Origin of the sequence: Desulfoferula mesophila, assembly GCF_037076455.1 — a bacterium.
GTDB classification, from domain to species: Bacteria; Desulfobacterota; Desulfarculia; order Desulfarculales; family Desulfarculaceae; genus Desulfoferula; species Desulfoferula mesophila.
Window position 1 is genome coordinate 3,109,547 of sequence record NZ_AP028679.1, and the last position, 21,443, is coordinate 3,130,989.

The 21,443-nt window shown below is 67.0% G+C and carries 21 protein-coding genes; 5 read left to right on the forward strand and 16 right to left on the reverse strand.

Annotated elements, in window-relative coordinates; genetic code table 11:
- The first annotated feature begins 176 nt into the window (after positions 1-176).
- Together AACH32_RS14250 and queD are read left to right on the forward strand one after the other, a co-directional pair.
- On the forward strand, positions 177-536 hold the full coding sequence (locus AACH32_RS14250) for a zinc ribbon domain-containing protein (protein WP_338600815.1): 360 nt from the start codon (positions 177-179) through the stop codon (positions 534-536).
- 13 nt (positions 537-549) lie between these two features.
- The gene (gene queD, locus AACH32_RS14255) at positions 550-918 is read left to right on the forward strand and encodes a 6-carboxytetrahydropterin synthase QueD (RefSeq protein WP_338600818.1); all 369 of its coding nucleotides are present in this window, start codon (positions 550-552) and stop codon (positions 916-918) included.
- Between the two features lie 57 nt (positions 919-975).
- On the opposite strand, the gene hypE is transcribed toward queD, so the two are convergent.
- From hypE to hypA, 6 genes are read right to left on the reverse strand one after another with little or no spacing between them, the layout of a single operon-like run.
- Complete coding sequence (hypE, locus tag AACH32_RS14260) at positions 976-1,989, reverse strand: hydrogenase expression/formation protein HypE (protein ID WP_338600821.1); 1,014 nt, start codon at positions 1,987-1,989, stop codon at positions 976-978.
- 28 nt (positions 1,990-2,017) lie between these two features.
- Positions 2,018-3,547 (reverse strand): UxaA family hydrolase, encoded by a 1,530-nt coding sequence (locus AACH32_RS14265; RefSeq protein WP_350341585.1) that lies wholly within the window; start codon positions 3,545-3,547, stop codon positions 2,018-2,020.
- Positions 3,548-3,599: 52 nt separating this feature from the next.
- Positions 3,600-4,688: a hydrogenase formation protein HypD gene (gene hypD, locus AACH32_RS14270; protein WP_338600826.1), complete on the reverse strand. Its 1,089-nt coding sequence runs from the start codon at positions 4,686-4,688 to the stop codon at positions 3,600-3,602.
- Positions 4,685-7,060, reverse strand: a complete 2,376-nt coding sequence (hypF, locus tag AACH32_RS14275) for a carbamoyltransferase HypF (protein ID WP_338600829.1) — start codon at positions 7,058-7,060, stop codon at positions 4,685-4,687. The genes hypD and hypF overlap by 4 nt, the downstream gene beginning before the upstream one ends.
- A 4-nt stretch (positions 7,061-7,064) precedes the next feature.
- Positions 7,065-7,715 (reverse strand): hydrogenase nickel incorporation protein HypB, encoded by a 651-nt coding sequence (hypB, locus tag AACH32_RS14280; protein ID WP_338600832.1) that lies wholly within the window; start codon positions 7,713-7,715, stop codon positions 7,065-7,067.
- Between the two features lie 18 nt (positions 7,716-7,733).
- On the reverse strand, positions 7,734-8,075 hold the full coding sequence (gene hypA, locus AACH32_RS14285; protein ID WP_338600835.1) for a hydrogenase maturation nickel metallochaperone HypA: 342 nt from the start codon (positions 8,073-8,075) through the stop codon (positions 7,734-7,736).
- 143 nt (positions 8,076-8,218) lie between these two features.
- Between hypA and AACH32_RS14290 the strand changes: the two genes are divergently transcribed.
- Positions 8,219-10,681, forward strand: a complete 2,463-nt coding sequence (locus AACH32_RS14290) for a penicillin-binding protein 1A (protein ID WP_338600838.1) — start codon at positions 8,219-8,221, stop codon at positions 10,679-10,681.
- A gap of 89 nt (positions 10,682-10,770) precedes the next feature.
- Here AACH32_RS14290 and AACH32_RS14295 read toward each other — a convergent pair whose 3' ends face one another.
- Positions 10,771-11,439 carry a CBS and ACT domain-containing protein gene (locus tag AACH32_RS14295; protein ID WP_338600840.1) on the reverse strand — a complete coding sequence of 223 codons (669 nt, stop codon included), beginning with the start codon at positions 11,437-11,439 and terminating at the stop codon, positions 10,771-10,773.
- Between the two features lie 178 nt (positions 11,440-11,617).
- Here AACH32_RS14295 and AACH32_RS14300 point away from each other — a divergent pair, with 178 nt between their 5' ends.
- Entirely contained in the window at positions 11,618-13,558 is a 1,941-nt protein-coding gene (locus tag AACH32_RS14300) for an ATP-dependent DNA helicase (RefSeq protein ID WP_338600843.1), read from the forward strand.
- An 8-nt stretch (positions 13,559-13,566) separates the two neighbouring features.
- Here the strand turns inward: AACH32_RS14300 and AACH32_RS14305 are convergent, their stop codons facing one another.
- Together AACH32_RS14305 and AACH32_RS14310 are read right to left on the reverse strand one after the other, a co-directional pair.
- Positions 13,567-14,370: a YIP1 family protein gene (locus tag AACH32_RS14305; protein WP_338600845.1), complete on the reverse strand. Its 804-nt coding sequence runs from the start codon at positions 14,368-14,370 to the stop codon at positions 13,567-13,569.
- A complete protein-coding gene (locus AACH32_RS14310; protein ID WP_338600847.1) occupies positions 14,370-14,627 on the reverse strand; it encodes a hypothetical protein in 258 nt (85 codons plus the stop codon). The genes AACH32_RS14305 and AACH32_RS14310 overlap by 1 nt, the downstream gene beginning before the upstream one ends.
- Positions 14,628-14,784: 157 nt before the next feature.
- On the opposite strand from AACH32_RS14310, the gene AACH32_RS14315 reads away from it, so the two are divergent.
- On the forward strand, positions 14,785-15,447 hold the full coding sequence (locus tag AACH32_RS14315; protein WP_338600850.1) for an MBL fold metallo-hydrolase: 663 nt from the start codon (positions 14,785-14,787) through the stop codon (positions 15,445-15,447).
- Between the two features lie 6 nt (positions 15,448-15,453).
- Here AACH32_RS14315 and AACH32_RS14320 read toward each other — a convergent pair whose 3' ends face one another.
- The 7 genes from AACH32_RS14320 to AACH32_RS14350 all read right to left on the reverse strand — a co-directional run bounded on the left by AACH32_RS14320 (position 15,454) and on the right by AACH32_RS14350 (position 21,441).
- Positions 15,454-15,945: a hypothetical protein gene (locus AACH32_RS14320; RefSeq protein ID WP_338600852.1), complete on the reverse strand. Its 492-nt coding sequence runs from the start codon at positions 15,943-15,945 to the stop codon at positions 15,454-15,456.
- Between the two features lie 115 nt (positions 15,946-16,060).
- Complete coding sequence (locus AACH32_RS14325; RefSeq protein WP_338600856.1) at positions 16,061-16,591, reverse strand: hypothetical protein; 531 nt, start codon at positions 16,589-16,591, stop codon at positions 16,061-16,063.
- A 66-nt stretch (positions 16,592-16,657) separates the two neighbouring features.
- On the reverse strand, positions 16,658-17,980 hold the full coding sequence (locus AACH32_RS14330; RefSeq protein ID WP_338600858.1) for a (Fe-S)-binding protein: 1,323 nt from the start codon (positions 17,978-17,980) through the stop codon (positions 16,658-16,660).
- Between the two features lie 160 nt (positions 17,981-18,140).
- On the reverse strand, positions 18,141-18,980 hold the full coding sequence (locus AACH32_RS14335; protein WP_338600860.1) for an FAD/NAD(P)-binding protein: 840 nt from the start codon (positions 18,978-18,980) through the stop codon (positions 18,141-18,143).
- A gap of 17 nt (positions 18,981-18,997) precedes the next feature.
- The gene (locus AACH32_RS14340) at positions 18,998-20,026 is read right to left on the reverse strand and encodes a 4Fe-4S dicluster domain-containing protein (RefSeq protein ID WP_338600861.1); all 1,029 of its coding nucleotides are present in this window, start codon (positions 20,024-20,026) and stop codon (positions 18,998-19,000) included.
- A gap of 12 nt (positions 20,027-20,038) precedes the next feature.
- The gene (locus AACH32_RS14345; RefSeq protein ID WP_338600863.1) at positions 20,039-21,001 is read right to left on the reverse strand and encodes a 4Fe-4S ferredoxin; all 963 of its coding nucleotides are present in this window, start codon (positions 20,999-21,001) and stop codon (positions 20,039-20,041) included.
- The gene (locus AACH32_RS14350; protein ID WP_338600866.1) at positions 21,001-21,441 is read right to left on the reverse strand and encodes a hydrogenase iron-sulfur subunit; all 441 of its coding nucleotides are present in this window, start codon (positions 21,439-21,441) and stop codon (positions 21,001-21,003) included. Before AACH32_RS14350 ends, AACH32_RS14345 begins: the two co-directional genes overlap by 1 nt.
- Positions 21,442-21,443 lie beyond the last annotated feature (2 nt).

A 21,443-nucleotide genomic window follows, 5' to 3' on the forward strand; every position in this document is an offset into this window, starting at 1 on the left:
GAGGCTTCAGCATGGATTGCCATGCTGTAACACGGCCCGGCCACCAGCGTCAAGAAAAGGGCCGTGGCCCCAACGACTTGACACGGGCCGCCCAGGGCACCACAATTCAGCTATGGCGCGCCTCGCCCCACCGTGGCGCACGTGACCTTATTCTACCAGCTACAAGGGAGCCCGGCATGGAGTGCCCCCACTGTCAACAGGAACTGCCCGCCCTGCCCTGCGCCACCTGCGGCCAAAAGGCCCTGCCCGGCGCGGCCTTTTGTCACAACTGCGGCCATGAGCTGCCCGCCCCGGAAGGCGAGCCGCCCAAGCTTTTGACCTGCGCCTCTTGCGGCCACGTGGCCCCGGAGACGGCCAACTATTGCGCCCAGTGCGGCGAATCGCTGCGCGAGGACGGTGGTCTTCCGGAAGGCCAGATAGATTTCGGCGATCTCACCGACCGCAAGGCCTGCAGCGACGGCAACTGCATCGGCATCATCGGGCCGGACGGCAAGTGCACCGAGTGCGGCAAGCCCTACACCGGCCCGGCCGAGTAAGGACCCCACGCCCATGTATCGCCTGATGGTGACCGGCCGCTTTGCCGCGGCCCACAACCTGCGCAACTTCAATGGCCGCTGCGAAGCCCTGCACGGCCACAACTGGAAGGTGGAAGTGGTGGTGCAGGGGAACCAACTGGACCGGGCCGACCTGTTGATGGACTTCGGCGAGCTCAAGAAGCTCATGAACCAGGCCATGGACCGGCTGGACCACTGCCACCTCAACGAGATCACGCCCTTTGACCAGGTGAACCCCTCCAGCGAGCAGATCGCCAAGTACCTTTTCGAGACCATCGGCCAGGGCCTGCCCGAGCACGTAAGCATGTACTCGGTATCGGCCTGGGAGTCCGACGACAGCCGGGCCACCTACCTGGGCGATTAGGGCCGCCACCCAATAGTCATCGCCAGGGAGCGGGCTGCGGCCCGCTCCCTGCATTTTTCAGCAGATGCGCGGCAGGGGCTCGCCGGAGAGCATGTCCAGCACGCGCCGGCCACCCACGCTGGTGTTGCTCCACACCCGTCCCGCCCGCTGGCCGCCGCAGCGGCCGATGAGCGCCGCCCGCCGCCCCAGGGGATCGGACCGCATGGCCGCCAGGGCCGCCTCGGCCTGGCTCCCTTCCACGATGCAGATCAGCTTGCCCTCGTTGGCTAAATACAGGGGGTCCAGGCCCAGCAGCTCGCACACCCCGGCCACCACCGGGTCGATGGGTATGGCCGCCTCTTCCAGCTCGATGCCCACTCCGCTCAGGGCGGCAATCTCGTTGAGGGCCGTGGCCAGGCCGCCCCGGGTGGGGTCGCGCAGGGTGCGCAGACCGGGGCAGGCGGCGATGAGCCCGGCGGCCAGATGGTTGAGCGGAGCCGAGTCCGAGGCGATGGGCGCGGTGAGGCCCAGGCCCTCGCGGGAGGCCAGGATGGTCACCCCGTGATCGCCCAGGGTGCCCGAGACCAGCACCGCGTCTCCGGGCCGGGCCCGAGCCGCGCCCAGTTCCAACCCATCGGGGATCACCCCGATGCCGGTGGTGTTGATGAACAGCTTGTCCGCCTGGCCCCGGCCCACCACCTTGGTGTCCCCGGCCACCACCTTGACCCCGGCCTGGCGGGCGGCCCGGCCCATGGAGGCCACCACCCGCTCCAGGTCGCCGATGGGCAGCCCCTCCTCCAGCACGAAGCCCGTGGTGAGATAAAGCGGGGTGGCCCCGCGCATGGCCACGTCGTTGACCGTGCCGTGCACCGCCAGGGAGCCGATGTCGCCGCCGGGGAAAAAGATGGGGTCCACCACGAAGCTGTCGGTGCTCACCGCCAGGCGGCCGCCAAGGGGCGGCAGCACCGCCGCGTCGTCCATCTGGCCCAGCAGCTCGTTGCCCAGATGCCGGGCGAAAAGCTCGGCCACCAGCTCGGCGCTGGCCTTGCCCCCGGCCCCGTGGTCCAAGAGGATGTGCTCTCCCCGGCTCATGCGGCTTCCCTCCCTGACGCTACCGATCTCACAGCATGGCCCCCACCTGCCAGGGCACGAACTCCTGGTCGCCGAAGCCCAGGGCCTCGCTCTTGCTGGCCCGGCCCGAGGCGGTGGCCAGCACCAGCTCGAAGATGGCCCGGCCCATATCCTCCACCGAGGCCTTGCCCTCGGCGATGAGCCCGCAGTTGACGTCCATGTCCTCGGCCATGCGCTGATACATGGCGCTGTTGGTGGCCAGCTTGAGGCTGGGGGCGGGCTTGGAGCCGCACACCGAGCCCCGGCCGGTGGTGAAGCACACCAGGTTGGCCCCGCCGGCCACCATGCCGGTGATGGAGGGCATGTCGTAGCCGGGGGTGTCCATGAACACCATGCCCTTGGCCGTGACCGGCCTGGCGTATTCGTACACCTCCACCAGGTTGCTGGTGCCGCCCTTGGCCACCGCGCCCAGGGATTTCTCCAGGATGGTGGTGAGCCCCCCGGCCTTGTTGCCCGGCGAGGGGTTGTTGTCCAGGCTGGCCCCGTGCAGGGCCGTGTAGCCCTCCCACCACTTGATGCGCGCGGCCAGCTTGTCGCCCACCTCGCGGCTCACCGCCCGCCGGGTGAGCAAATGCTCGGCCCCGTAGATCTCGGGCGTCTCGCTGAGGATCGCCGTGCCGCCGTGGGCCACCAACAGGTCCGCCGCCGCGCCCAGGGCCGGGTTGGCGGTGAGGCCCGAGTAGGCGTCCGAGCCGCCGCACTCCAGGCCCAACATCAAGTGACTGGCCGGCAGGGTCTGGCGCCGGGCCTGGTCGGCCGCCTGCAGCATCTCCCCCAGCACCTCCAGCCCCCAGCTCACGGTCTTGGCCGTGCCCCCGGCGTCCTGGATGTTCATGGTCCGTAGCAGTGGTCCGTCACTGAGCGACATGTTCTCCATGAGCGAGCTGATTTGGTTCACCTCGCAGCCCAGGCCCACCAGCAGTACCCCGGCGAAGTTGGGGTGACGGGCGTAACCGGCCAGGCAGCGCTGCAGGTGCTCGAAACCCAGGCTGGCCGCGGACTGGCCGCAGCCGGTGCCGTGGCCCAGGGCCACCACCCCGTCCACGTGGGGGTAGCGGGCCAAGAGCTCGGGCCCCACCGCGTCGGCGATGAAGCGGACCACCGAGGCCGAGCAGTTCACCGTGGCCAGCACCCCCAGGTAGTTGCGGGTGGCCGCCCGGCCGTCGGGGCGCAGGTAGCCCTGGAAGGTGGCCCTCTCCGCCTCGTCCACGTAGGCCGTGGGCTTGGCCTCGGAGCCGATGGCCAGGTCGCGGTCGAACTGGGCGAAGTGCAGGTTGTGGGTGTGCACCTGCTCTCCGGCGCCCACCGCTTGGGTGGTCTCCCCTATGACCTGGCCGTACTTGCGCACCGCCCGGCCAAGGGCCAGGTCGCGGCGGGCCACCTTGTGCCCGGCGGGGATGGCCTGGCGGGTGGTCAGGCCGTGAGCCTCCAGACGGGTGTCCGCGGGCAGCTCGGTCAAGGCCACCAGCACGTCGTCATCGGGGTGCAGCAGCAATACCTGGGTATTTTCGTCGCTCATGGTGTGGTCCAATCTCACTTAACGTCTCGTGGTCTTGGTTGAGTCGGTTGCGCTACTCCTCGCGGCGATAGCGGTACCAGGCCGCGCAGGTGCCCTCGCTGGAAACCATGCAGGGCCCCACCGGGCTGGAGGGGGTGCAGGCCGTGGCGAAGAGCTTACACTCCGGCGGGGTCAGCATACCGCGCAACACCTCGCCGCAGCGGCAGCCGGGATGGTCCTGGGCGGGCGGCACCTCCAGATCGAAACGCCGGGCCGCGTCCCACTTGGCGTGCTCCGGCCGCAGGGCCAGGCCGCTGGCAGCAATGACCCCCAGTCCCCGCCAGGGCGCGTCCACCGGCTCGAAGAAACGATCCATCAGGGCCACGGCCGCCGGGTTGCCCTGGGGGCTCACCGCCCGCTGGTACTGGATCTCCACCTCGCTGCGTCCCTCTTCCACCTGCTTGACCAGCATGAGGATGGAGGCCAGCACGTCCACCGGCTCGAAGCCCGCCACCACGCAGGGCAGGCCGCGTTCACGGGCCACCGGCTCATAGCAGGCCGTGCCGATCACCGTGGTCACGTGGCCGGGACACAGGAAGCCGCCCAGCCCCAGGTCCGGGCCGGATAGCAGCGCGCCCAGGGCCGGGGGCAAGAGCTTGTGGGCGCTGAGCACGCTGAAGTTTTTGAGCCCCTGCTGCTCGGCGGTAAGGATGGCGGCGGCCACGGTGGGGGCGGTGGTCTCAAAGCCGATGCCCAGAAACACCACCTGCGCCTCGGGGCGCTTGGCGGCCAGGCTAACCGCGTCCAGGGGCGAGTACACCACCTCCACCGCCGCGCCCCCGGCCCGCTGGGCGGCCAGGGAGCCCCGGCTGCCCGGCACCCGCACCAGATCGCCGAAGGTGGCCACCACCACTCCCGGCGTCCGGGCCAGCTTGACGGCCCGGTCTATCTCCTCGGTGGCGGTTACGCACACCGGGCAGCCCGGGCCGGAGACCATGCTCACCGTGGGGGGCAGCATGGCGTGCAGGCCGTGGCGGGCCAGGGCCATGGTGTGGGTGCCGCACAGTTCCATGAAGCGGGCCGGGGTGCGGCTCAGGCGCCTTATCCGGGCGGCCAGTTCCTGGGCCAGGGCCGGGTCGCGGTATTCGTCCACGTGCTTCACGCCGGGTCCTCCTCGCTGCGCAAGCTGGCGACATCGCCGCCCTGCCGGCCCGCCCCCCGGGCGTTGGCCGCGATCACGGCCTGGCCCAGGCTCAGACCGCCGTCGTTGCTGGGAGCCTGGGCCGCGCTGTAGGGCTCCAGCCCGGCGGAGCGCAGCAGCGGCGGCAGGCCGCCCAACAGGGTGGCGTTCATGAAACAGCCCCCGCCCAGGCACACCCGCCTGAGCCCCGCGAGCGAGGCCCCGGCCGCCACCCAGGCGGCCAGCCCGGCCAGGAGCCCGGCATGGAAGCGGGCGCTCACCCGCTCCGGCGTGGCCCCGGCCAGCGCGTCGCTCACGATTGCCTCCACCATCGGGCCCCAGTCCAGCTCCAGCAGGCCGTCGTGCTCGCGCAAGGCCAGGGGGTAGCCCTCATTGGATGGGCCTTCCATGGCCTGCTCAAGCTCCACCGCGGCCTGGCCTTCGTAGGCCACCTCCCAGCGCAGGCCGCACAGGGCGGCCACTCCGTCGAAGAGCCGCCCCAGGCTGGAAGCGCGCGGGGTGTTGATCCCTTGGGCCGTCATCCGGCCCACCAGGCCCAGCTTGTCCCCGTGGGCCCGCAGCAGGGGAATATCCAGCTTGGCCGTATCCTCCGGCCCCAGAACCTCCAGCAGCAGGGCCAGGCCCACCCGCCAGGGCTCCTTGACCGCCGCCTCGCCGCCGGGCAGGGCAAAGGTGCGCAACCGGCCCAGGCGGCGGTAGCCCGCCAGGGAAGCCGCCAGCAGCTCGCCTCCCCACACCGTGCCGTCGTCGCCATAGCCGGTGCCGTCCAGGCAGAGACCCAGCACCCGGCCCTCCAAGCCGTGCTCGGCCATCACCGCCACCGCGTGGGCGTGGTGGTGTTGCACCCGGACCAGGGGCAGGCCTTGGCGGGCGGCCCATTGGCTGGAGAGATAGTCGGGGTGTAGGTCGCAGGCGATGACCTGAGGCGAGGCCTCCAGGATGCGGCTCAGATGATCGGCGGTGAGCTCGAAAAACTCCAGGGTACGCATATCGTCCAGATCGCCCACGTGCTGGCTGAGGAAGGCCTCGCGCTCCCGCAGCAGGCATAGGGTGTTTTTCTGGTGGCCGCCCACGGCCAAGATAGGCGGGCAGCCCGCGGGGACCAAACCGGGCCGCAGGACGAGCGGCGAGGGTACGAAGCCCCGCGAGCGGCGCACCTGGCGCAGGGCCCCGTCCACCACCCGCACCACCGAGTCGTCGCTACGCAGGTGGATGTCGCGATCGTACAACAGCATCAGATCGGCGATGGCCCCGCGCGGGGCCTGGGCCCCCAGGCGGCAAACCGCCTCGTCGTTGTCCAGGCAGATGGGCTCGTCGCTGATGTTGCCGCTGGTCATCACCAGGGCTTCCAGGCCCAGGCGCGCCGCCTCGGCCAGCAGCAAATGGTGCAGCGGGGTGTAGGGCAGCATCAGGCCCAACAGGCGGTTGCCCGGCGCCACCGCCGGGGCCAACCCGGCCTCCGGGCGCAGCGAGGCCAGCACGATAGGCCGCTCCCGGCTGGCCAGGGCCAGGGCGCTCTCTTCGTCCAACCCGGCCAGGCCCTGGGCCGCGGCCAGATCTGGGACCATCACCGCCAAGGGCTTCTCCTCGCGGTGCTTGCGGCCCCTCAGACGCTGCACCGCCGCCGGGTTCTTGGCGTCCACGGCCAGGTGAAAGCCGCCCAGACCCTTGATGGCCAGCACATTGCCCTGGGCCAGGGCCCGGGCCGCCGCGGCCACCGGCTCGGGCTCGTCCAGTTCCACTCCGGCGGCATCGGCCAGCCACAGGCGGGGGCCGCACTCCGGGCAGGCGTTGGGCTGGGCGTGGAAGCGCCGGTCGCCGGGGTCATCGTATTCCGCCTGGCAGACGGGACACAGGGTGAAGGAGGCCATGGTGGTCTGGGGCCGGTCGTAGGGCAGGTCCTTAATGATGGTGTAGCGGGGACCGCAATGGGTGCAGTTGATAAAGGCGTAGCCGTGGCGGCGGTCGCTTGGGTCGTTCATCTCGGCCAGGCAGGCCTCGCACACCGCCACGTCGGGGCTGATCAGGGTGCTGCGCCGGCCCGGCCGGGAAGCCCGGATGCTGAACTCGCACTCGCCGGGCTCCAGGGAGGCCTCCCCGCGCTCCACCCCGTGGATGGCGGCCAGGGGCGGGGCCTGGGAGACCAGGCGGGCGAAAAACTCCTCCACCGCCGCCGCGCTGCCCTGCACGGCCAACTCCACCCCGGCGCCGGTGTTTTCCACCCAGCCGGTGAGACCCAGGCCGCGGGCCAGGTTGTAGATAAAGGGGCGGAAGCCCACTCCCTGCACCACCCCCCGCACTCGGGCTTGGTTGCGTGCCCTCCCCTGCTTCAAAGGCCTACCCCTTGACCCAGCTCTCCAGCCAGCCCACCCACTCCCGCAGCCCCTCGCCGGTGCGGCAGGAGATGTCGAACACCTTCTGCTTTGGGTTGAGCGCCCGGCAGGTGTCGTGGATGCGCTGCAGATCGCAATCGATGTATGGCAGCAGGTCGATCTTGTTGACCAGCAGCACCCCGGCCGCCCGAAACAAGGCGGGATACTTGGCGGGCTTGTCGTCGCCCTCAGTCACCGAGAGCACCGCCACCTTCATGTCCTCGCCCAGGTCGAAATCCACCGGGCACACCAGGTTGCCCACGTTCTCGATGATCAGCAGATCCAACTGGCTCAGGTCCAGGGCCTCCAGGGCCTCGGCGATCATGGGGCCGTCCAGATGGCAGGCCCCCTGGGTCTGGATCTGCACCGCGGGCACCCCGCAAGCGGCCACCCGCCGGGCGTCCTCGTCGGTCTGGATGTCGCCCTCGATCACCGCGCACCTGATACGCCCCTCCAGGCGGGTGAGGGTGCGCTCCAGGATGCTGGTCTTGCCCGCGCCGGGACTGGAGATCAGATTGAGAACCTTGAGCCCCTGGGCGGCAAAACGCTGCCGGAACTTGTCGGCCATGTTCTGGTTGGCTTCCAGGATGTTACGCCCCACCTCTATCTCGGCCATGCCGGTCCTCCCCGAGGTCTACTCCGCCTCGATGTGATCAACGTATAGCTCTTGGCCGGAACAGAGCTCGATGTCCCGGGAGCCGCAGGCCGGGCAGGCCGCTACCAGCTCGCTCATGTCCATTTGCTCCCCGCAGGCGTGGCAGATCCCCATGGCCGGCACCCGCTCGATATCCAGCACGGCCTCGGAGGCCGCGGTGCCTTCCTTGATTAGGTCGAAACTGAAGGTAAGGGAACTGGGCACCACCCCGGCTAGGGACCCGATCTTCACCGCCACCTTGGTCACCCGACCCACCCCGTGGCGGGAGGCCTCCTGTAAGACGATGCCCAGCAGCGATTGGGCGATGGATAGTTCGTGCACGATTTTTCCCGCAACCTGGGCATGTTAAGAGACTTTTGAATGTAGCACGCAGCGCTCAACGGGGTCAAGGAGGCCCCGCCCCCCGCTTGGCTGGGCCGCTGGGGTCTGGTAGACTCCTGAATCAAAGGCCGTGGAGGGATAAGTTGCCATCTTCGCAGACAAAACCAACCGGTCGCCGCATGGGTTGGCTGGGGCGCATCCTTATATGGGGCGCCGGCCTTACCCTGGTGCTGGCCATCCTGGCCGCCGGGGCCGCGGTGGTGGGCTGGTTCTATATCACCGACAATCTACCCCGGGTGGAAAGCCTCACCGATTATCGTCCGCCCACGGTGACCCGGGTCATCGCCGCCGACGGCAGCCTCATGGCCCAATATTATCACCAGCGCCGCTTCCTGGTGCCCATCAACCAGGTGCCCCGCCAGGTCATCCTGGCCTTCGTGGCCGCGGAAGACGGCAACTTTTTCAAACACCAAGGCATCGACCTGCTGGGCATCTTGCGTGCCGCCATAGCCAACATTCAGGCCGGGCGGGTGGTGCAGGGGGCCAGCACCATCAGCCAGCAGGTAGCCCAGGCTCTGTTGCACACCCCGGCCAAGGTATGGGTGGCCAAGCTCAAGGAGATGGTCTTCGCCTGGAAGATGGAGAAGACCCTCAGCAAAGAAGAGATCCTCTACATATATCTCAACGAGATTTACCTGGGCCATGGGGCCTACGGGGTGGAGGCGGCGGCGCGCACCTACTTCGGCAAACCGGCCAATGAGTTGGACATTGCCGAGGCGGCGCTGTTGGCCGGGCTGGTGCAGGCCCCCAGCCGCTACAGCCCCCTGCGCCACCCCCGCCGGGCCCGCACCCGCCAGGTGTACGTGATCGGGCGCATGGCCGAGGAGGGCTTCATCACCAAGGAGCAGGCCCGGGCCGCCATGGACCAGCCGATGGACGTGGAGTTGCACTCTCCCCGGACGGTGATGGCCCCCTATTACGAAGAGGCCGTGCGCCAATGGCTGGAAGAGCGCTACGGCAGCAAGCTCCTGTACGAGGGCGGGCTGACCGTCCACACCGCCTGCGACCCCGCCATGACCGCCGCCGCCAAGGCGGCCATCGCCGCGGGGCTGGCCGAGCTTACCCACCGCCAAGGCTATTTCGGACCCCTCAAGCGCCTGAGCCCCGAAGCGTTGGCCCAGGCGCGCTCCCGGCCCGTGGGGCCGGGCGAGGTGGCGCCGGGAGCCAGACAGGAAGCGGTGGTCACGGCGGTGGACCGGGGTAAGCAGCGAGCCGAGCTGCGCCTGGGAGCGGCCAGGGGCTACATCGGCTTCGACCAGGTCAAGTGGGCTCATCCACCGGTAAAGGACCTGAGCGCCCCCACCCCCCGGGTAAAGAGCATAGAGGAGGTGTTCGCTCCGGGCGACGTGGTGCTGGTGCGCCCGGAAAAATACTCGGCCAACACCCAATCCTGGAGCCTGGAGCTGGTGCAGGAGCCGGTGTCCCAGGCCGCCCTGCTGGCCCTGGAAAACCACACCGGCCGGGTGCGGGTGATGATCGGCGGCTCCAATTTCGACAAAAGCCAGTACAACCGCGCGCTACAGGCCCGCCGCCAACCGGGCAGCGCCTTCAAGCCCCTTATCTATGCCGCGGCCCTGGATCACCCCACCAAGGTCTACACCGCCTCCACCCAGATTTTGGATGCGCCCATCACCTATGACGACCCCGTGAAGCCCGGGGAAAAGTGGCGGCCCAAGAACTACAGCAGCCGCTTTTACGGGCCGACCACGGTGCGCCAGGCCCTGGCCCACTCGCGCAACGTGGTCACGGTGAAGCTTTTGAGCGAATTGGGCATCAGCTATGTGATCAATTACGCCCGCCGCTTGGGCATAACCAGCGAGCTCTACCCCAACCTGTCCCTGGCCCTGGGCACCAGCGGGCTGAGCCTGTTGGAACTCACCCTGGCCTACGGGGTGTTCGACGATCAGGGCATCCTCATGGACCCGGTGTTCGTGGAAAGGGTCAACGACCGCAACGGCGTGGAGATCTACCAATCCGCCCCCCAGAAACGCCAGGTCATCTCCCCGGCCACCGCCTATCTGGTCACCCACCTTTTGCAGGGGGTGATCCAAGAGGGCACCGGCCGCAGCATGCTGGTGCTCAAGCGGCCCCTGGCCGGCAAGACCGGCACCACCAACGACCTGCGCGACGCCTGGTTCATGGGCTACAGCCCCCAGCTAATATGTGGGGTGTGGGTGGGCCAGGACGACAACTCGCCCCTGGGCAAGCGCGAAACCGGGGCCAGGGCCGCCGGCCCCATCTGGCGGGAGTTCATGGGCCAAGCCCTGAAAGACCAACCGGCCGAAGACTTCCCGGTGCCCGAGGGAGTGGTGTTCGCCAGGGTGGACCGCAACACCGGGGTGCCCATCGCCGCCGGCGGCAAGGGCGGATTCTTCGAGTCCTTCAAGCAGGGACGGGAGCCGGCCCCCGGCGAGGATAGCGGCGGCGGCCAGAGCGAAAAGCCCCAGGATTTTCTGCAGAGCGAGTCCTTCGGCGCGGCGCCTGTCGCCCCTGCGGTCCCCGGCGCCACCCAGCGGCCCCAGGCCCTCCCCGCCCCCGGCCACTGAGCCAAGCGGCGCGGAAAACCCGAGCGACCAGTTGACCACGAAAAACGGCCTCCCGGATGGGAGGCCGCGCTTGTCTTGGTTTGGGGCTCTTAGATGTCGCTGAGCTGGTCGTTGCTGACCTGGACCACGGTGAAGTTGCCTTCCAGCTCATCCACCAGGGCCTTGAGCTTGTCATCGGCCATGTCCGCGATGCGGATGTACACGTTGCGGCAGCCCTCCTCGCACATTTCGTAGGAGGTCAGGATGGAGACCATGCGGCCGCCATGCTTGCGGATTACGTCGGCCACTTCCTTGATGGAACCGGGACGGTCTTCCAGGTTCAGGGTGAACTGCACTCCGCCGCGATAAACGCCGGTGATGCTGGTCAAGACCCGGAACACGTCGCCCTGGCTGAGGATACCCACTACCTTGCCGTCCTCGGTGACCGGCAGGCCGGTGATCTTGTGCTCCAACATCATTACCGCGGCTTTTTCCACGGTGTCGTTGGGCCTGATGGTGATCACCTTGCGGCTCATGATGTCTTTGACCTTGAGCTCGCTGAGCAGATAATACAGTTCATGCACGTCCAGGGTGGTGGCTTTGCTGGGGCTGGCCTCCTTCAGATCCCGGTCGCTGACGATACCCGCCAAGGCGCCCTTTTCATCGATAACCGGAAGGCGGCGCACGTTGTTTTCCTTCATCAACTGCGAAGCCTTCATGACCGAGGTATCGGGCGTGACGGTTACGGGGTCCGAGGTCATCCAATATTTGACCAGCATCTTAATTTCCTCCCAGCTTTTATGAGCACCTGAAAGAGCATATGAACTCAGGACCGGCTCTATCCGGCCCGCCTGCGACGGAATTATAGCCGAGAACTTGTGTCTGCGCTTTCCTCAAGATACAATCCCGCCCTAGTTGGTTGTCAAGTTTTTTCAAGTGGCTGGATGCGATATCCCGGTGACGGAGCAAGCAAAATCGCCCGACGACGCCTCCTGGGCCGAGCTTATGCTGGGCGGGGGTAGTCCCCTGGCGCAATTCATCGAAGGTTTCGCCCCCCGGCCGGGCCAAATCGACATGGCCGCAGAGGTGTCCAAGGCCCTGCGCCAGCAGGTTCCCTTGGTGGTGGAGGCGGGAACCGGCACCGGCAAGACCCTGGCCTACCTGGCCCCGGCGGCGGCCAGCGGGCTCAAGGTGGTGGTCTCCACCGGCACCCGCACCTTGCAGGACCAGGTGCAGGGCAAGGAGTTGCCCCTGTTGCGCGAGGCCCTGGCCCCGGATTTGACCTGGGCGGTGCTCAAGGGCCGCACCAATTACCTCTGCCGCCGCCGTTACCTGGGCCTGGCCGCCCAGCCCGACCTGTCCCTGCCGGGGCTCAACAGCGCCCTTTCGCTGCTGGAGCCATGGCTGGAGCACACCCCCGGCGGCGACCTGGACGAGGTGCGCGGCCAGGGGCTGGGCCCCGCCCTGGCCGCCGAGGTAAGCACCAACAGCGAGCAGTGCCTGGGGGGGCGCTGTCCCCTGCGGCAAGACTGCTTTCTCATGGAAGCCCGCCGCCGGGCCGCCGAGGCCCAGATAGTGGTGGTCAACCACCACCTGTTCCTGGCCGACCTGGTGCTTCGGGCCGGGGGCCACGGCGAGGCCCTGCCCCGCTACCAGGCCGTGGTCTTCGACGAGGCCCACATCCTGCCCGAGGTGGCCACCCAGGCCTTCGGGGTGAGCCTCAGCCAGCAGCGCCTGTCGCTGCTCTTGCGCGATTTGCTGCGCGAGATTGTCGGCAACGCCCAGGTGGCCCAGGCCGCCGCGCAGGTGGATACGGCGGGCAAGGGCTTTTTCGGCAAGCTGCGCCGCACCCTGGGGCCCGGGGGGCGGGCCACGCTGAGCCCCGAAGAGCTGGCCCGCCTGGCTCCGGCGGGAGGCGAGCTGCAAGAGGCCCTGGACGCCCTGGCCCACAGCCTGCCGGGCGACGACGAGGTCTCCGAGGCCCTGGCCCAGCGGACCCAGGCCCTGGCCCTGGACCTGGAGGCGGCGGCCCAGCCGGTGGCCGGGCACAGCGTGGCCTGGGCCGAGGCCCGGGGCGGGGCCAGCCTGCACCTATCGCCGGTGGAGGTGGGGCCCCATCTGCAGGAGGCCCTCTACGCCCACCAGGGCCGCCTGGTGTTCACCAGCGCCACCCTGGCCGCCACCGACGACCTGGAGCCCTTTTGCCGCCGCCTGGGCCTGCCTCCCGAGACCCGCAAGAAGATCGTGGCCTCGCCCTTTGATCCCGCCTCCCAGGCCCTGCTCTACGTGCCCAAAGGCATGCCCGATCCGGGCGACGGCAAGTTCCCCGGCGCGGTGGCCCAGCAGGTGGTCCGGCTTTTGGAGCACAGCCGGGGCCGGGCTTTCGTCCTGTTCACCAGCCACCGCAACCTGGAGGCGGTGAGCCAGCTTCTGGAGGGGCAGCTACCCTACCCCGTGCTGGTGCAGGGACAGGCGCCCCGCCTGGAGTTGCTCGCGCGTTTTGTAGAGGATAGCCCCAGCGTGCTGCTGGCCACGGCCAGCTTTTGGCAGGGGGTGGACGTACCCGGCCCGGCGCTCAGCGCGGTGATCGTGGACAAGCTGCCCTTTGCCCCGCCCGACGACCCGTTGGTAGCGGCCCGCTGCCGCCGTTTGGAAGAGGAAGGCCAGAGCGGCTTCGCCCATTTGCTGGTGCCCGAGGCCATCCTGTCCCTCAAGCAGGGGCTGGGCCGCCTGCTGCGCACCCCCACCGACCGGGGACTCTTGGCGGTCTTGGACGGACGGCTGATAACCAAGGGCTATGGACGGCGCTTTCTCAAGGCCCTGGCCCCGGTGCCCCTTACCCACGATCTGGCCGAGGTGGCCGCCTTTTTCGCCCTGGAAAGCGAACCGCAAGATTGAATCGAGGCCTAGATGGTGCCTCGGAAATCTTGCATGCGCTCCAGGAAGAAGCTCCCCAAACCCACGGCGAACATGACCAGGGTGATGGTCGCTATCAGGCCCAAAAGCAGCGCCAGGGGCAGCACCAGGGCCCAGAAGACCCGCCAGCGCCCGGTGCCGTGGGCGGCGGCCAGGCCGCCGATGGCCACCACCATCCCCCACACCGCGGCCAGGAAGATGCCCAAATAGGGCAAGGCCAAAAGCAGGCTCGTGGCCTGACCGTAGGCCATCACCCGAAAGGTGGCCCGCACCCCGTTATGGGCTCCCCGCAAAATCCACAGCGAAAAGTGCAACACCCAGGTGGTGAAAAACACCGAGATCAGCACCATCAAGGGCGCGAAGACCAGGCCCAGCACCGCCGAACGCAGGGTTACGTATTGCTGCCCCAGGCCGTGGCCCCAAAGGACGTTGCAGGCCTGGCCCAGGGTGCCCAGGATCAGGGCGAAGCTAAGCGCCCAGGCGTAACCGGGACGGGCCGGGGCGGAGAAAAAGCGCACCGGGTGGAACAGCACCAGGCCGATGGTGCGCAACAAGCGGGAGAAAAAGCCGCCCTCGCCTTCCCAGGCCGCATAGGAACCTGACGGCGTCTCCGGTTCTTGGCCGGGAAACCCCGGCAGGTGCGGCACCAACGGGGCCGGGCCCGGGGGCGGCGCTGCGCCGGGGAGGTCTATCTCTTGGCGGCAGGTGGGGCAGCGCACGGTTCCGGGCAACTCGCCCGGCTGGGCCTGAGCTGGGTCCACGCCGCTGCCGCAAAAGGGGCAAAAGACTCCCATCAACTTTCCTCCCGGCGCGATGCCGTCTTGCGCCGCGACCAGCGCCGCATGAACCCGGCCACGCCTTCGGGGTCTCCCCGGAGGGCCTTTTCCTCGTAAAGGGTCTCGCGCCCCTGTCCCGAAGCGGCCACCCGCAGGCATTGTACCCGATGGCCGCAGTCCCAGCAGCCGGCGGCCACCTGACGCAGACCTCCGCCGCCGGGAGGAAAAACCCGCTCCAGATCGCCGAAACATTTGGGAAGGCCGGAATCGCCCATCGTCTCTCCAACGCGCCCGCCAAAACCGGGCGCTCGGGTATAATTGAGCATAAAGGGGCGGGCCGCCCGGGTCAAACTTTTATGCCCGCTCCTTGCTTGCGCCGGCATCTTGCGGCAGACTAGGCCCCCAGGACAACCGCAGCCCCAAGGAGTGGACATGCAACTAGCCCAAGGACTGTACTTTTACCCCTGGACCCAGACCACGGTCAACAACTGCAACAGCGTGCTCATCTCCGGCGGGCCGCTTACCCTCGTCGATCCCGGCCACAGCCAGCTCTACGGCCACGTGGAAAACGGCCTGGCCGGCGACGGCTTCCGCGATATCCCGGAGCTGGTGGTGATGACCCACTGCCACCCCGACCACCTGGAGGCGGCGGCCCAGCTGCAGCGGGCCGGGGCCAAGCTGGCCATGCACCCCGAGGAGATCGCCTATATGAACGGCGAGGGGCGGGCCCTGGCCAGCGCCTTGGGCATGAACTTTCCCGACCTGACCTTTGACGTCCTGTTGGAGGAAGGCGAGCTTACCCTGGGCGAGCATACCCTCCAGGTGATCCACACCCCCGGCCACAGCCCCGGCCACGTGTGCCTGTATTGGCCCGAGCACAAGGCGCTCATCGCCGGGGACCTGGTCTTCGCCCAGGGCGTGGGCCGGGTGGACTTTCCCGGCGGCAGCGGCGAGCTGCTCAAGGAGTCCATCAAAAAAGTGGCCGCCCTGGACCTGGAACTGGTGCTGCCCGGCCACGGGCCCATCGTCAAGGGACAGGAGCAGGTGGCCAAGAACTTCGCCCTGATCGAGCAGTTCTACTTCCCCATGCTCTAGGCCCGGCTAGGGCCGCCAGAGCTCGATCTCGGCGGGCGGGTTGGCCGCGCGCCACGCTTCGAACTCCTGGGCGGTGCGCACCCCGCCGGTCATCACCGCCTTGTAGATATCTACGCCCCGGGCCTTGTTCGCACGGTCCGAGGCGTTTTTAATGGTGAGCACCGCCAGGCGTTGCTCGGTGGTCAGCTTGGCCGCCAGGGCGCTGGCCAGGCCGTCGGCCAGTCCCGCGTTAGGATGGTCGTGGGCCACCAGCCAGTTGTCGATGTCCCACAAATCCCCCTGCTCGTCCTCAAAGTCCACCCGCCAATAAAGGCCCTGGTCCGGGGTGTCCATGGCGTTCAGGTAAAACACCTGGCGCACCCCCGGCACCTGGGCCAGCTCGGCGACCACCGCGAAGCCTTGGGCCACCTGGGGTGTCTCGGTATATATCTCCAGGTCCAGGTTGGGGTGGCGCATCAGGCCGAAGCGCAAGGAGCCCACCACCACCGGCCGTCCCACCTAGGCCCAGCGCTCCAGCAGGCCCAGGCGCTTAAGCACTTCCTGCCCCCGCTTATTCAATTCGTCAGCTTTTTGCAGCAGGTGTTGTCTCTCGATCATGATTTACCTTCTTTGATTACTCGGCCCGGGCCAGGGCCTGGAGCAGGGTTTGCCCCGCCGCCTTCAGCTTGGCCCGGGCCGTGGCCAGGGCCGCGTCGCATCGGGCCTGATACTCGGGATGGGCCGCCGGGTTGGGGCGCGCCGCGTCGCCGCCGATGCCCAAGGCGGCCAGCCCCTGGCTCATCTCGCCGGCCAGCTCCGCTTCCAGGGCCTCCAGGGCTGCGGCGCGTTGGGCCTGGGCCAGCTTCAGGGCCTCGTAGGCCTGACGGGCCGGGCCCTGGGAGCACAGGGCCGCCAGGGCGGGTAAGGCGCCCGCGCGCCCCTCGTCCAGGGCCTCCAGCAGGTGGCCAACCGTTGCGGCACTGGCTTCGGCGCCCAGGCCGGACAACTCGGCGGCCAATTCCGCGCCGCTCAGATCGCCCTCCAGGCATTGGCGGGCCAGGGCCTGACCTTTTTCCTGGGCCTGGCGCTTGCTGTCGTCCTCTCCCGCGCCCAGGGCGGCGGCCCGCTCCAGGGCTATTTCCAGGGCCGACTTTATTTCAGCCATAGCGTTCCTCCAAAAGAAAGGGGCCGCCTCGCTGAGGCGGCCCCTTGGCTTGCTGATGAATGCAGCCTATTCGGGGGGAGCCCAGTCGTCTTCGTCTTCCAACTCGACGCCCAACGCCTCCCACTGCGCCTCCGCCTCGGCGTGGGCCTTCTCCACCTCTTCCTCGCTCCAGGGCTCGACGATGATGGATTCGGCCAACAGTTCCCAGAGGTAGAAGGTCTCTATCTCCAGGTCGTATTCCTTGGTCAGGGCTTTCATTATCTGATCGCGGCAGTTATGGCAAGGGGCCACCACGATTTCCGCGCCGGTTTCCTGGATCTGCTGGGCCTTTTTGCGGCCGTAGTAAAGCCGCTCGTTGGTGTAGGGCATGGCCCAGGCGCCGCCGCCGGCGCCGCAGCAGTAGTTGTTTTCCCGGGTGGGATAGGTGTCCACCCAGGTGTCGCAGATCTGATCGGTGATCCAGCGGATCTCGTCGTAGTAGGCCTTGCCGAAGGTCTTTTCGCTCTTGCGGCCGTAGTTGCAGGGATCGTGCACCGTGGCCAGCTTGCCCGCGAACTTCTCGCGGTCGATCTTTAACCGGCCCTCCTTGATGTATTCCATCATCAACTCAAAGACGTTCATGACCTTGAACTCTTCGAATGCCTCGGGGAACCACTTCTTGAAACTAAGCCTAGTTCCAAAATATGCGTGGCCTCACTCGGGTAAGAGAAGGACCTCGGCCTTCACGTTGCGGGCGTTTTCCAGCACCCGCCGGGCCTGTTCCTTCATGGACTCGTCGTCCCCGCCGAACAGGCCCCAGGTCACGCCTTCCCAGTTCTCGCTGGATACGGTCCAGCTTTCATGGGCGGCGTAGTATATCTTCCACCAGAACTTCATGTCGTCCGGCTCGCCGAAGGGCTCCTTGGAGTTGACCGTGGAGATCACCCGGGCCCCCACCTTGTCCACGGGAACGTAGAAGCCGGGGAATCCCTCGTCTTCCATTTCCTTGGACATGTCGGCCAAGAGGAACAGCCAGTCGTCATGCGGAATACCCAGGTTGTTGCCCCGCTCCATGGACATCATGGTGCCCTTGTGGATGGGGCCCGGCACCTTGTCCCGCTCGCGCAGGCCGCGGGCGGTGCGCATCATGGCCAGGATCTCCACTCCCATGGGGCAGGCGCGCTCGCAGCGGCCGCAAAGGGTGCACACCCAGGGGAAGCGGGAGTTGATCAGTTCCTCGTCCAGCCCCAAGGCGGCCATGCGCACCGCCTTGCGGGGGTCCATGCCGTCCACGCCGGTGACTGGGCAGCCTCCGGCGCAGGTGCCGCAAGTGAGGCACACATCGGCCCATTTGGGGTCCACGCGAAGTTTCGATTCGCGCTTACCCAGCTTGATCGGCTCTTGGCTCATATGTTGTCTCCCAAAAATCTATTTTGCCGGGCAACCGGACCCTTGTTTCTGGGCCGGCGGTGGTGCCCAATCCTATACCAAAACAGGGCTTTCGATAGACTATCCCAATCCCTACCGGCGCGCAAGAACATTGGGGCCGGTACGGATTGGAACTTGCTTTCTAGTATTCTTTCGGCAGCTTATCCAGCTGAGCCTTGGTGAACACCGGGCCGTCCTTGCAGACGTATTCCGGGCCCACGTTGCAACGACCGCAGATGCCGATGCCGCACTTCATGCGGTTCTCCAGGCTCATGACGATCTGCTCGGGCTGCCAGCCCAGTTTGTCGAACACCGGCTGGGTGAAGCGGATCATCACCGGCGGTCCGCAGATCAGGGCCACCGCGTTGTCGGGCTTGGGGGCCACCTGCTCGGTAACCGTGGGCACGAAGCCCACCAGGCCGTCCCAACCCTCGGCCTCGCGGTCGATGGTGATGTTCACGTTGGCCTGGCCGCTGTCGCGCCAGCTGCGCCACTCGTCTTCGTAGAGCAGCAGGCCGGGGGTGCGCGCGCCGTAGATGAAGGTGATGTCGCCGTACTTGGAGCGGTGGTCCGGGTGCAACAGCCAGTTCATGGTGGAGCGCAGGGTGGTCACCGCGAAGCCGCCGGCCACGATGACCACGTTCTTGCCCTCCATGTCCTTGAGGGGATAGCTGTTGCCCAGGGGGCCCCTGACCCCCATGATATCGCCCTCTTTCATGTTGTGCAGGCGATTGGAAACGTGGCCCACCTTGTTCACCGTGAAGAGCAGATCGTTGCCCTCGGTGGGGCTGGAGGCGATGCCGATGGGTATCTCGCCGTAACCCGATACGCTCAGTTCGGCGAACTGGCCGGGCATGTAGTCAAAGGCCTCTGCATCCGCCTCGTTTAGAAACTCAAGCCAGAAGGACTTGAGCATCTTGTCCTCGGTGGCCACCTCGGCCTTTTTGATGCGCACCGGATAGGGTACGTAGGTATTTCGCATAGCTATTGGACCTTGCCTTAAGCGTTCATGTCGTTGACCACGCGGCGCACATCGATGTTCACCGGACAAAGCTGCACGCAACGCCCGCAGCCCACGCAGCCGACCTCACCACCCCGCTTGGCGGGGATGTATTTGAACTTGTGCATGAAGCGCTGCCGCACCCGGTCCAGCTTGGTCCCGCGGGGGTTGTGGCCGGTGCCGTGCATGGTGAACAGCCAGCTCATGCAGGAGTCCCAGTTGCGCACCCGGCGGCCGGTCTCGCCGCTGGTTTCGTCCTGGATGTCGAAGCAGTGGCAGGTGGGGCAGCAGTAGGTGCAGGTGCCGCAGTTCAGGCAGCTTTCCTGCACCCGCGACCAATGGCCCGCTTCGTAGAGCTCCATCACCTCGCGCGAGAGCACCTGGTCCATGCCCACCTGGGACTCAATCTGCTCCTCGGAGGCCTTTTGCTGGGCCTCGGCCGCGGCGATTTCCTCGGCCGACGCGTCGGCCAGGCCCTCGGCCAGGGCCTCGCCTTTTTCGGTGAGCGTCTTGACCAAAAGCTTGTCGCCCAAATCCACCAGCAAGGCGTCCAGACCGGTGGTGGAGTGGGGGCCGCAGTTCATGGAGGTGCAAAAACAGGTGGGGCAGGGATCGGAGCAACCCAGACCCACCAGGGTGGTGTTCTCCCGCTTGTCCCGCCAGTAGAAGTCGTTGGTCATCTCGTCCTGCACGAAGATCAGATCCAAGACCTGGAAGGCCTTGGCGTCGCAGGGGCGGATGTTGAGCAGCAGGCGCTTGTCACCCAGGCCGGGCTCGGAGTGCATCACCATGCCCTCTTCGCCGTCCTGCACGTTTTTAAAGCGCATCATGGTTTCGCTTTGGGGGAAGAAAAACTCCTTGGGGCTCATGTGGGTGTTGCTGAACTCCCACAAAGCCTTGTCGGTATCTTCCAGCCGGGCCCATTGGGCCTTTCCCTCGGACTCCTGCGGGGCGTACACCTCGTATTTGGAGGTCAGCCCTTCCAGGAACCCGCCCAGCTTGTCTTTGGCCAGTATCTTCTCAGCCATTGCCTAGCCTTCCTACTTGATGAATTCCTGGGGGTCGTTGGGTCGGTACACGCTCAGGGGCGGGGTGGATTCCAAGTCCAGGCCCGGGGTGTAACCGTACAACTCGCGCACGTCCTTCTCGATCTTGCTGGTGAAGCGGCGCACCTTGATGCCCATGGGGCAGGCGCTCTCGCAGGCCCCGCAGTCGGTGCAGCGCCCCGCGCAGTGGAAGGCGCGCAGCAGATGGAAGGTGGCCACGTCCGCCTCGTCCTGGCCCTTGCCGCACCATTGGGGCTGGCTCTCGTCCACGAAACACACGTGGCAGTAGCACAGGGGGCAGGCGTCGCGGCAGGCATAGCAACGGATGCAGTCCTTGATGGTGTCCTCAAAGGCCGCCCAGCGCTCCAGGGGCTCCAGCTTTTCCCAGGGCGCGGCCACCGCGTCGATGTTGCCGCCCCAGTCGGAGGGGCCTTCCTCGCCCATCAACTCGTCCACGATCACCGGGTTGCGCTGCACGCAGGTGTAGCAGTTGTCGCGGCGAACCTTTTTCTGGTCCACCCGCTCCTCGAAACCCTTGCCCTTGACGATTAGGTCTTCCCCGTCCACCGTCACCTCGGTGATGGTCTTCATGGGGAACAGGGCCTCCACCTTGCGCCGGTCCACCATGCCCGGGCTGGGCACTCCCAGGATGTAAACCTGATCGCGGGCGATCTGGTTCTCCTTGATGAGCCCCACGATGCTGCGGCTTACGCAGCCCTGGGCCACGATGGCCACCTTGCCCTTTTCGCCCGCGGGACGGCGGATCAAAAAGTTGGCCAGGTTGTTGGTGCAAAAGGGCGACCAGGTGAGGTTGTCCGCCTCCTCGGGGGTGTAGGCGAAGTAGGGATAGTCGCGCATGGGCACGGTGCCCTGCGCGTAGCCGATCACGCAATCGACCGTGCCGTCGCTCAAAAGCTTTTTGGCCGCCTCGCGGATCTTGGTGACTAGGGCTTCCATCAGGCCACCTTCCGGATGTCTTTGACCATGCGCGTGGCCGGGCCGAGCTCCTTAACCGCTTCGGTTACCTTGATGACCGTATCCTGGAACTTGGTGGCCTCGGCCGAGGATATCCAACTGAAGTGCAACCGGCCGGATTCGATGCCTACGTACTCCAGGAGGTTTTTTAGTACGGCGAACCGCCGTCGGGCGAACATGTTGCCAGCTATATAGTGGCAGTCGCCCGGGTGTCAGCCGGAGACCCAGACCCCGTCCACTCCCTGCCTGAAAGCCTGCAGGATGAACTTGGGGCTCATCCGGCCGGTGCAGGGAATGCGGATCACATGGATGTTGGGGGGATACTGCAACCGGCTGACGCCCGCCAAATCGGCCGCGCCATACGAGCACCAGTTGCACAGAAACGCCGCTATGCGCGGTTGGAACTGTTCGTTATCACTCATGG

Bases quoted from the DNA above. Each gene is read 5' to 3' on its own strand.
- AACH32_RS14335 (WP_338600860.1), bottom strand. From the start codon at position 18,980: ATGCGAAATACCTACGTACCCTATCCGGTGCGCATCAAAAAGGCCGAG.
- AACH32_RS14265 (WP_350341585.1), bottom strand. From the start codon at position 3,547: ATGAGCGACGAAAATACCCAGGTATTGCTGCTGCACCCCGATGACGAC.
- AACH32_RS14310 (WP_338600847.1), bottom strand. From the start codon at position 14,627: ATGGGCGATTCCGGCCTTCCCAAATGTTTCGGCGATCTGGAGCGGGTT.
- AACH32_RS14345 (WP_338600863.1), bottom strand. From the start codon at position 21,001: ATGGAAGCCCTAGTCACCAAGATCCGCGAGGCGGCCAAAAAGCTTTTG.
- AACH32_RS14250 (WP_338600815.1), top strand. From the start codon at position 177: ATGGAGTGCCCCCACTGTCAACAGGAACTGCCCGCCCTGCCCTGCGCC.
- AACH32_RS14340 (WP_338600861.1), bottom strand. From the start codon at position 20,026: ATGGCTGAGAAGATACTGGCCAAAGACAAGCTGGGCGGGTTCCTGGAA.
- AACH32_RS14325 (WP_338600856.1), bottom strand. From the start codon at position 16,591: ATGGCTGAAATAAAGTCGGCCCTGGAAATAGCCCTGGAGCGGGCCGCC.
- AACH32_RS14315 (WP_338600850.1), top strand. From the start codon at position 14,785: ATGCAACTAGCCCAAGGACTGTACTTTTACCCCTGGACCCAGACCACG.
- AACH32_RS14305 (WP_338600845.1), bottom strand. From the start codon at position 14,370: ATGGGAGTCTTTTGCCCCTTTTGCGGCAGCGGCGTGGACCCAGCTCAG.
- hypE (WP_338600821.1), bottom strand. From the start codon at position 1,989: ATGAGCCGGGGAGAGCACATCCTCTTGGACCACGGGGCCGGGGGCAAG.
- hypB (WP_338600832.1), bottom strand. From the start codon at position 7,715: ATGGCCGAGATAGAGGTGGGGCGTAACATCCTGGAAGCCAACCAGAAC.
- queD (WP_338600818.1), top strand. From the start codon at position 550: ATGTATCGCCTGATGGTGACCGGCCGCTTTGCCGCGGCCCACAACCTG.
- AACH32_RS14295 (WP_338600840.1), bottom strand. From the start codon at position 11,439: ATGCTGGTCAAATATTGGATGACCTCGGACCCCGTAACCGTCACGCCC.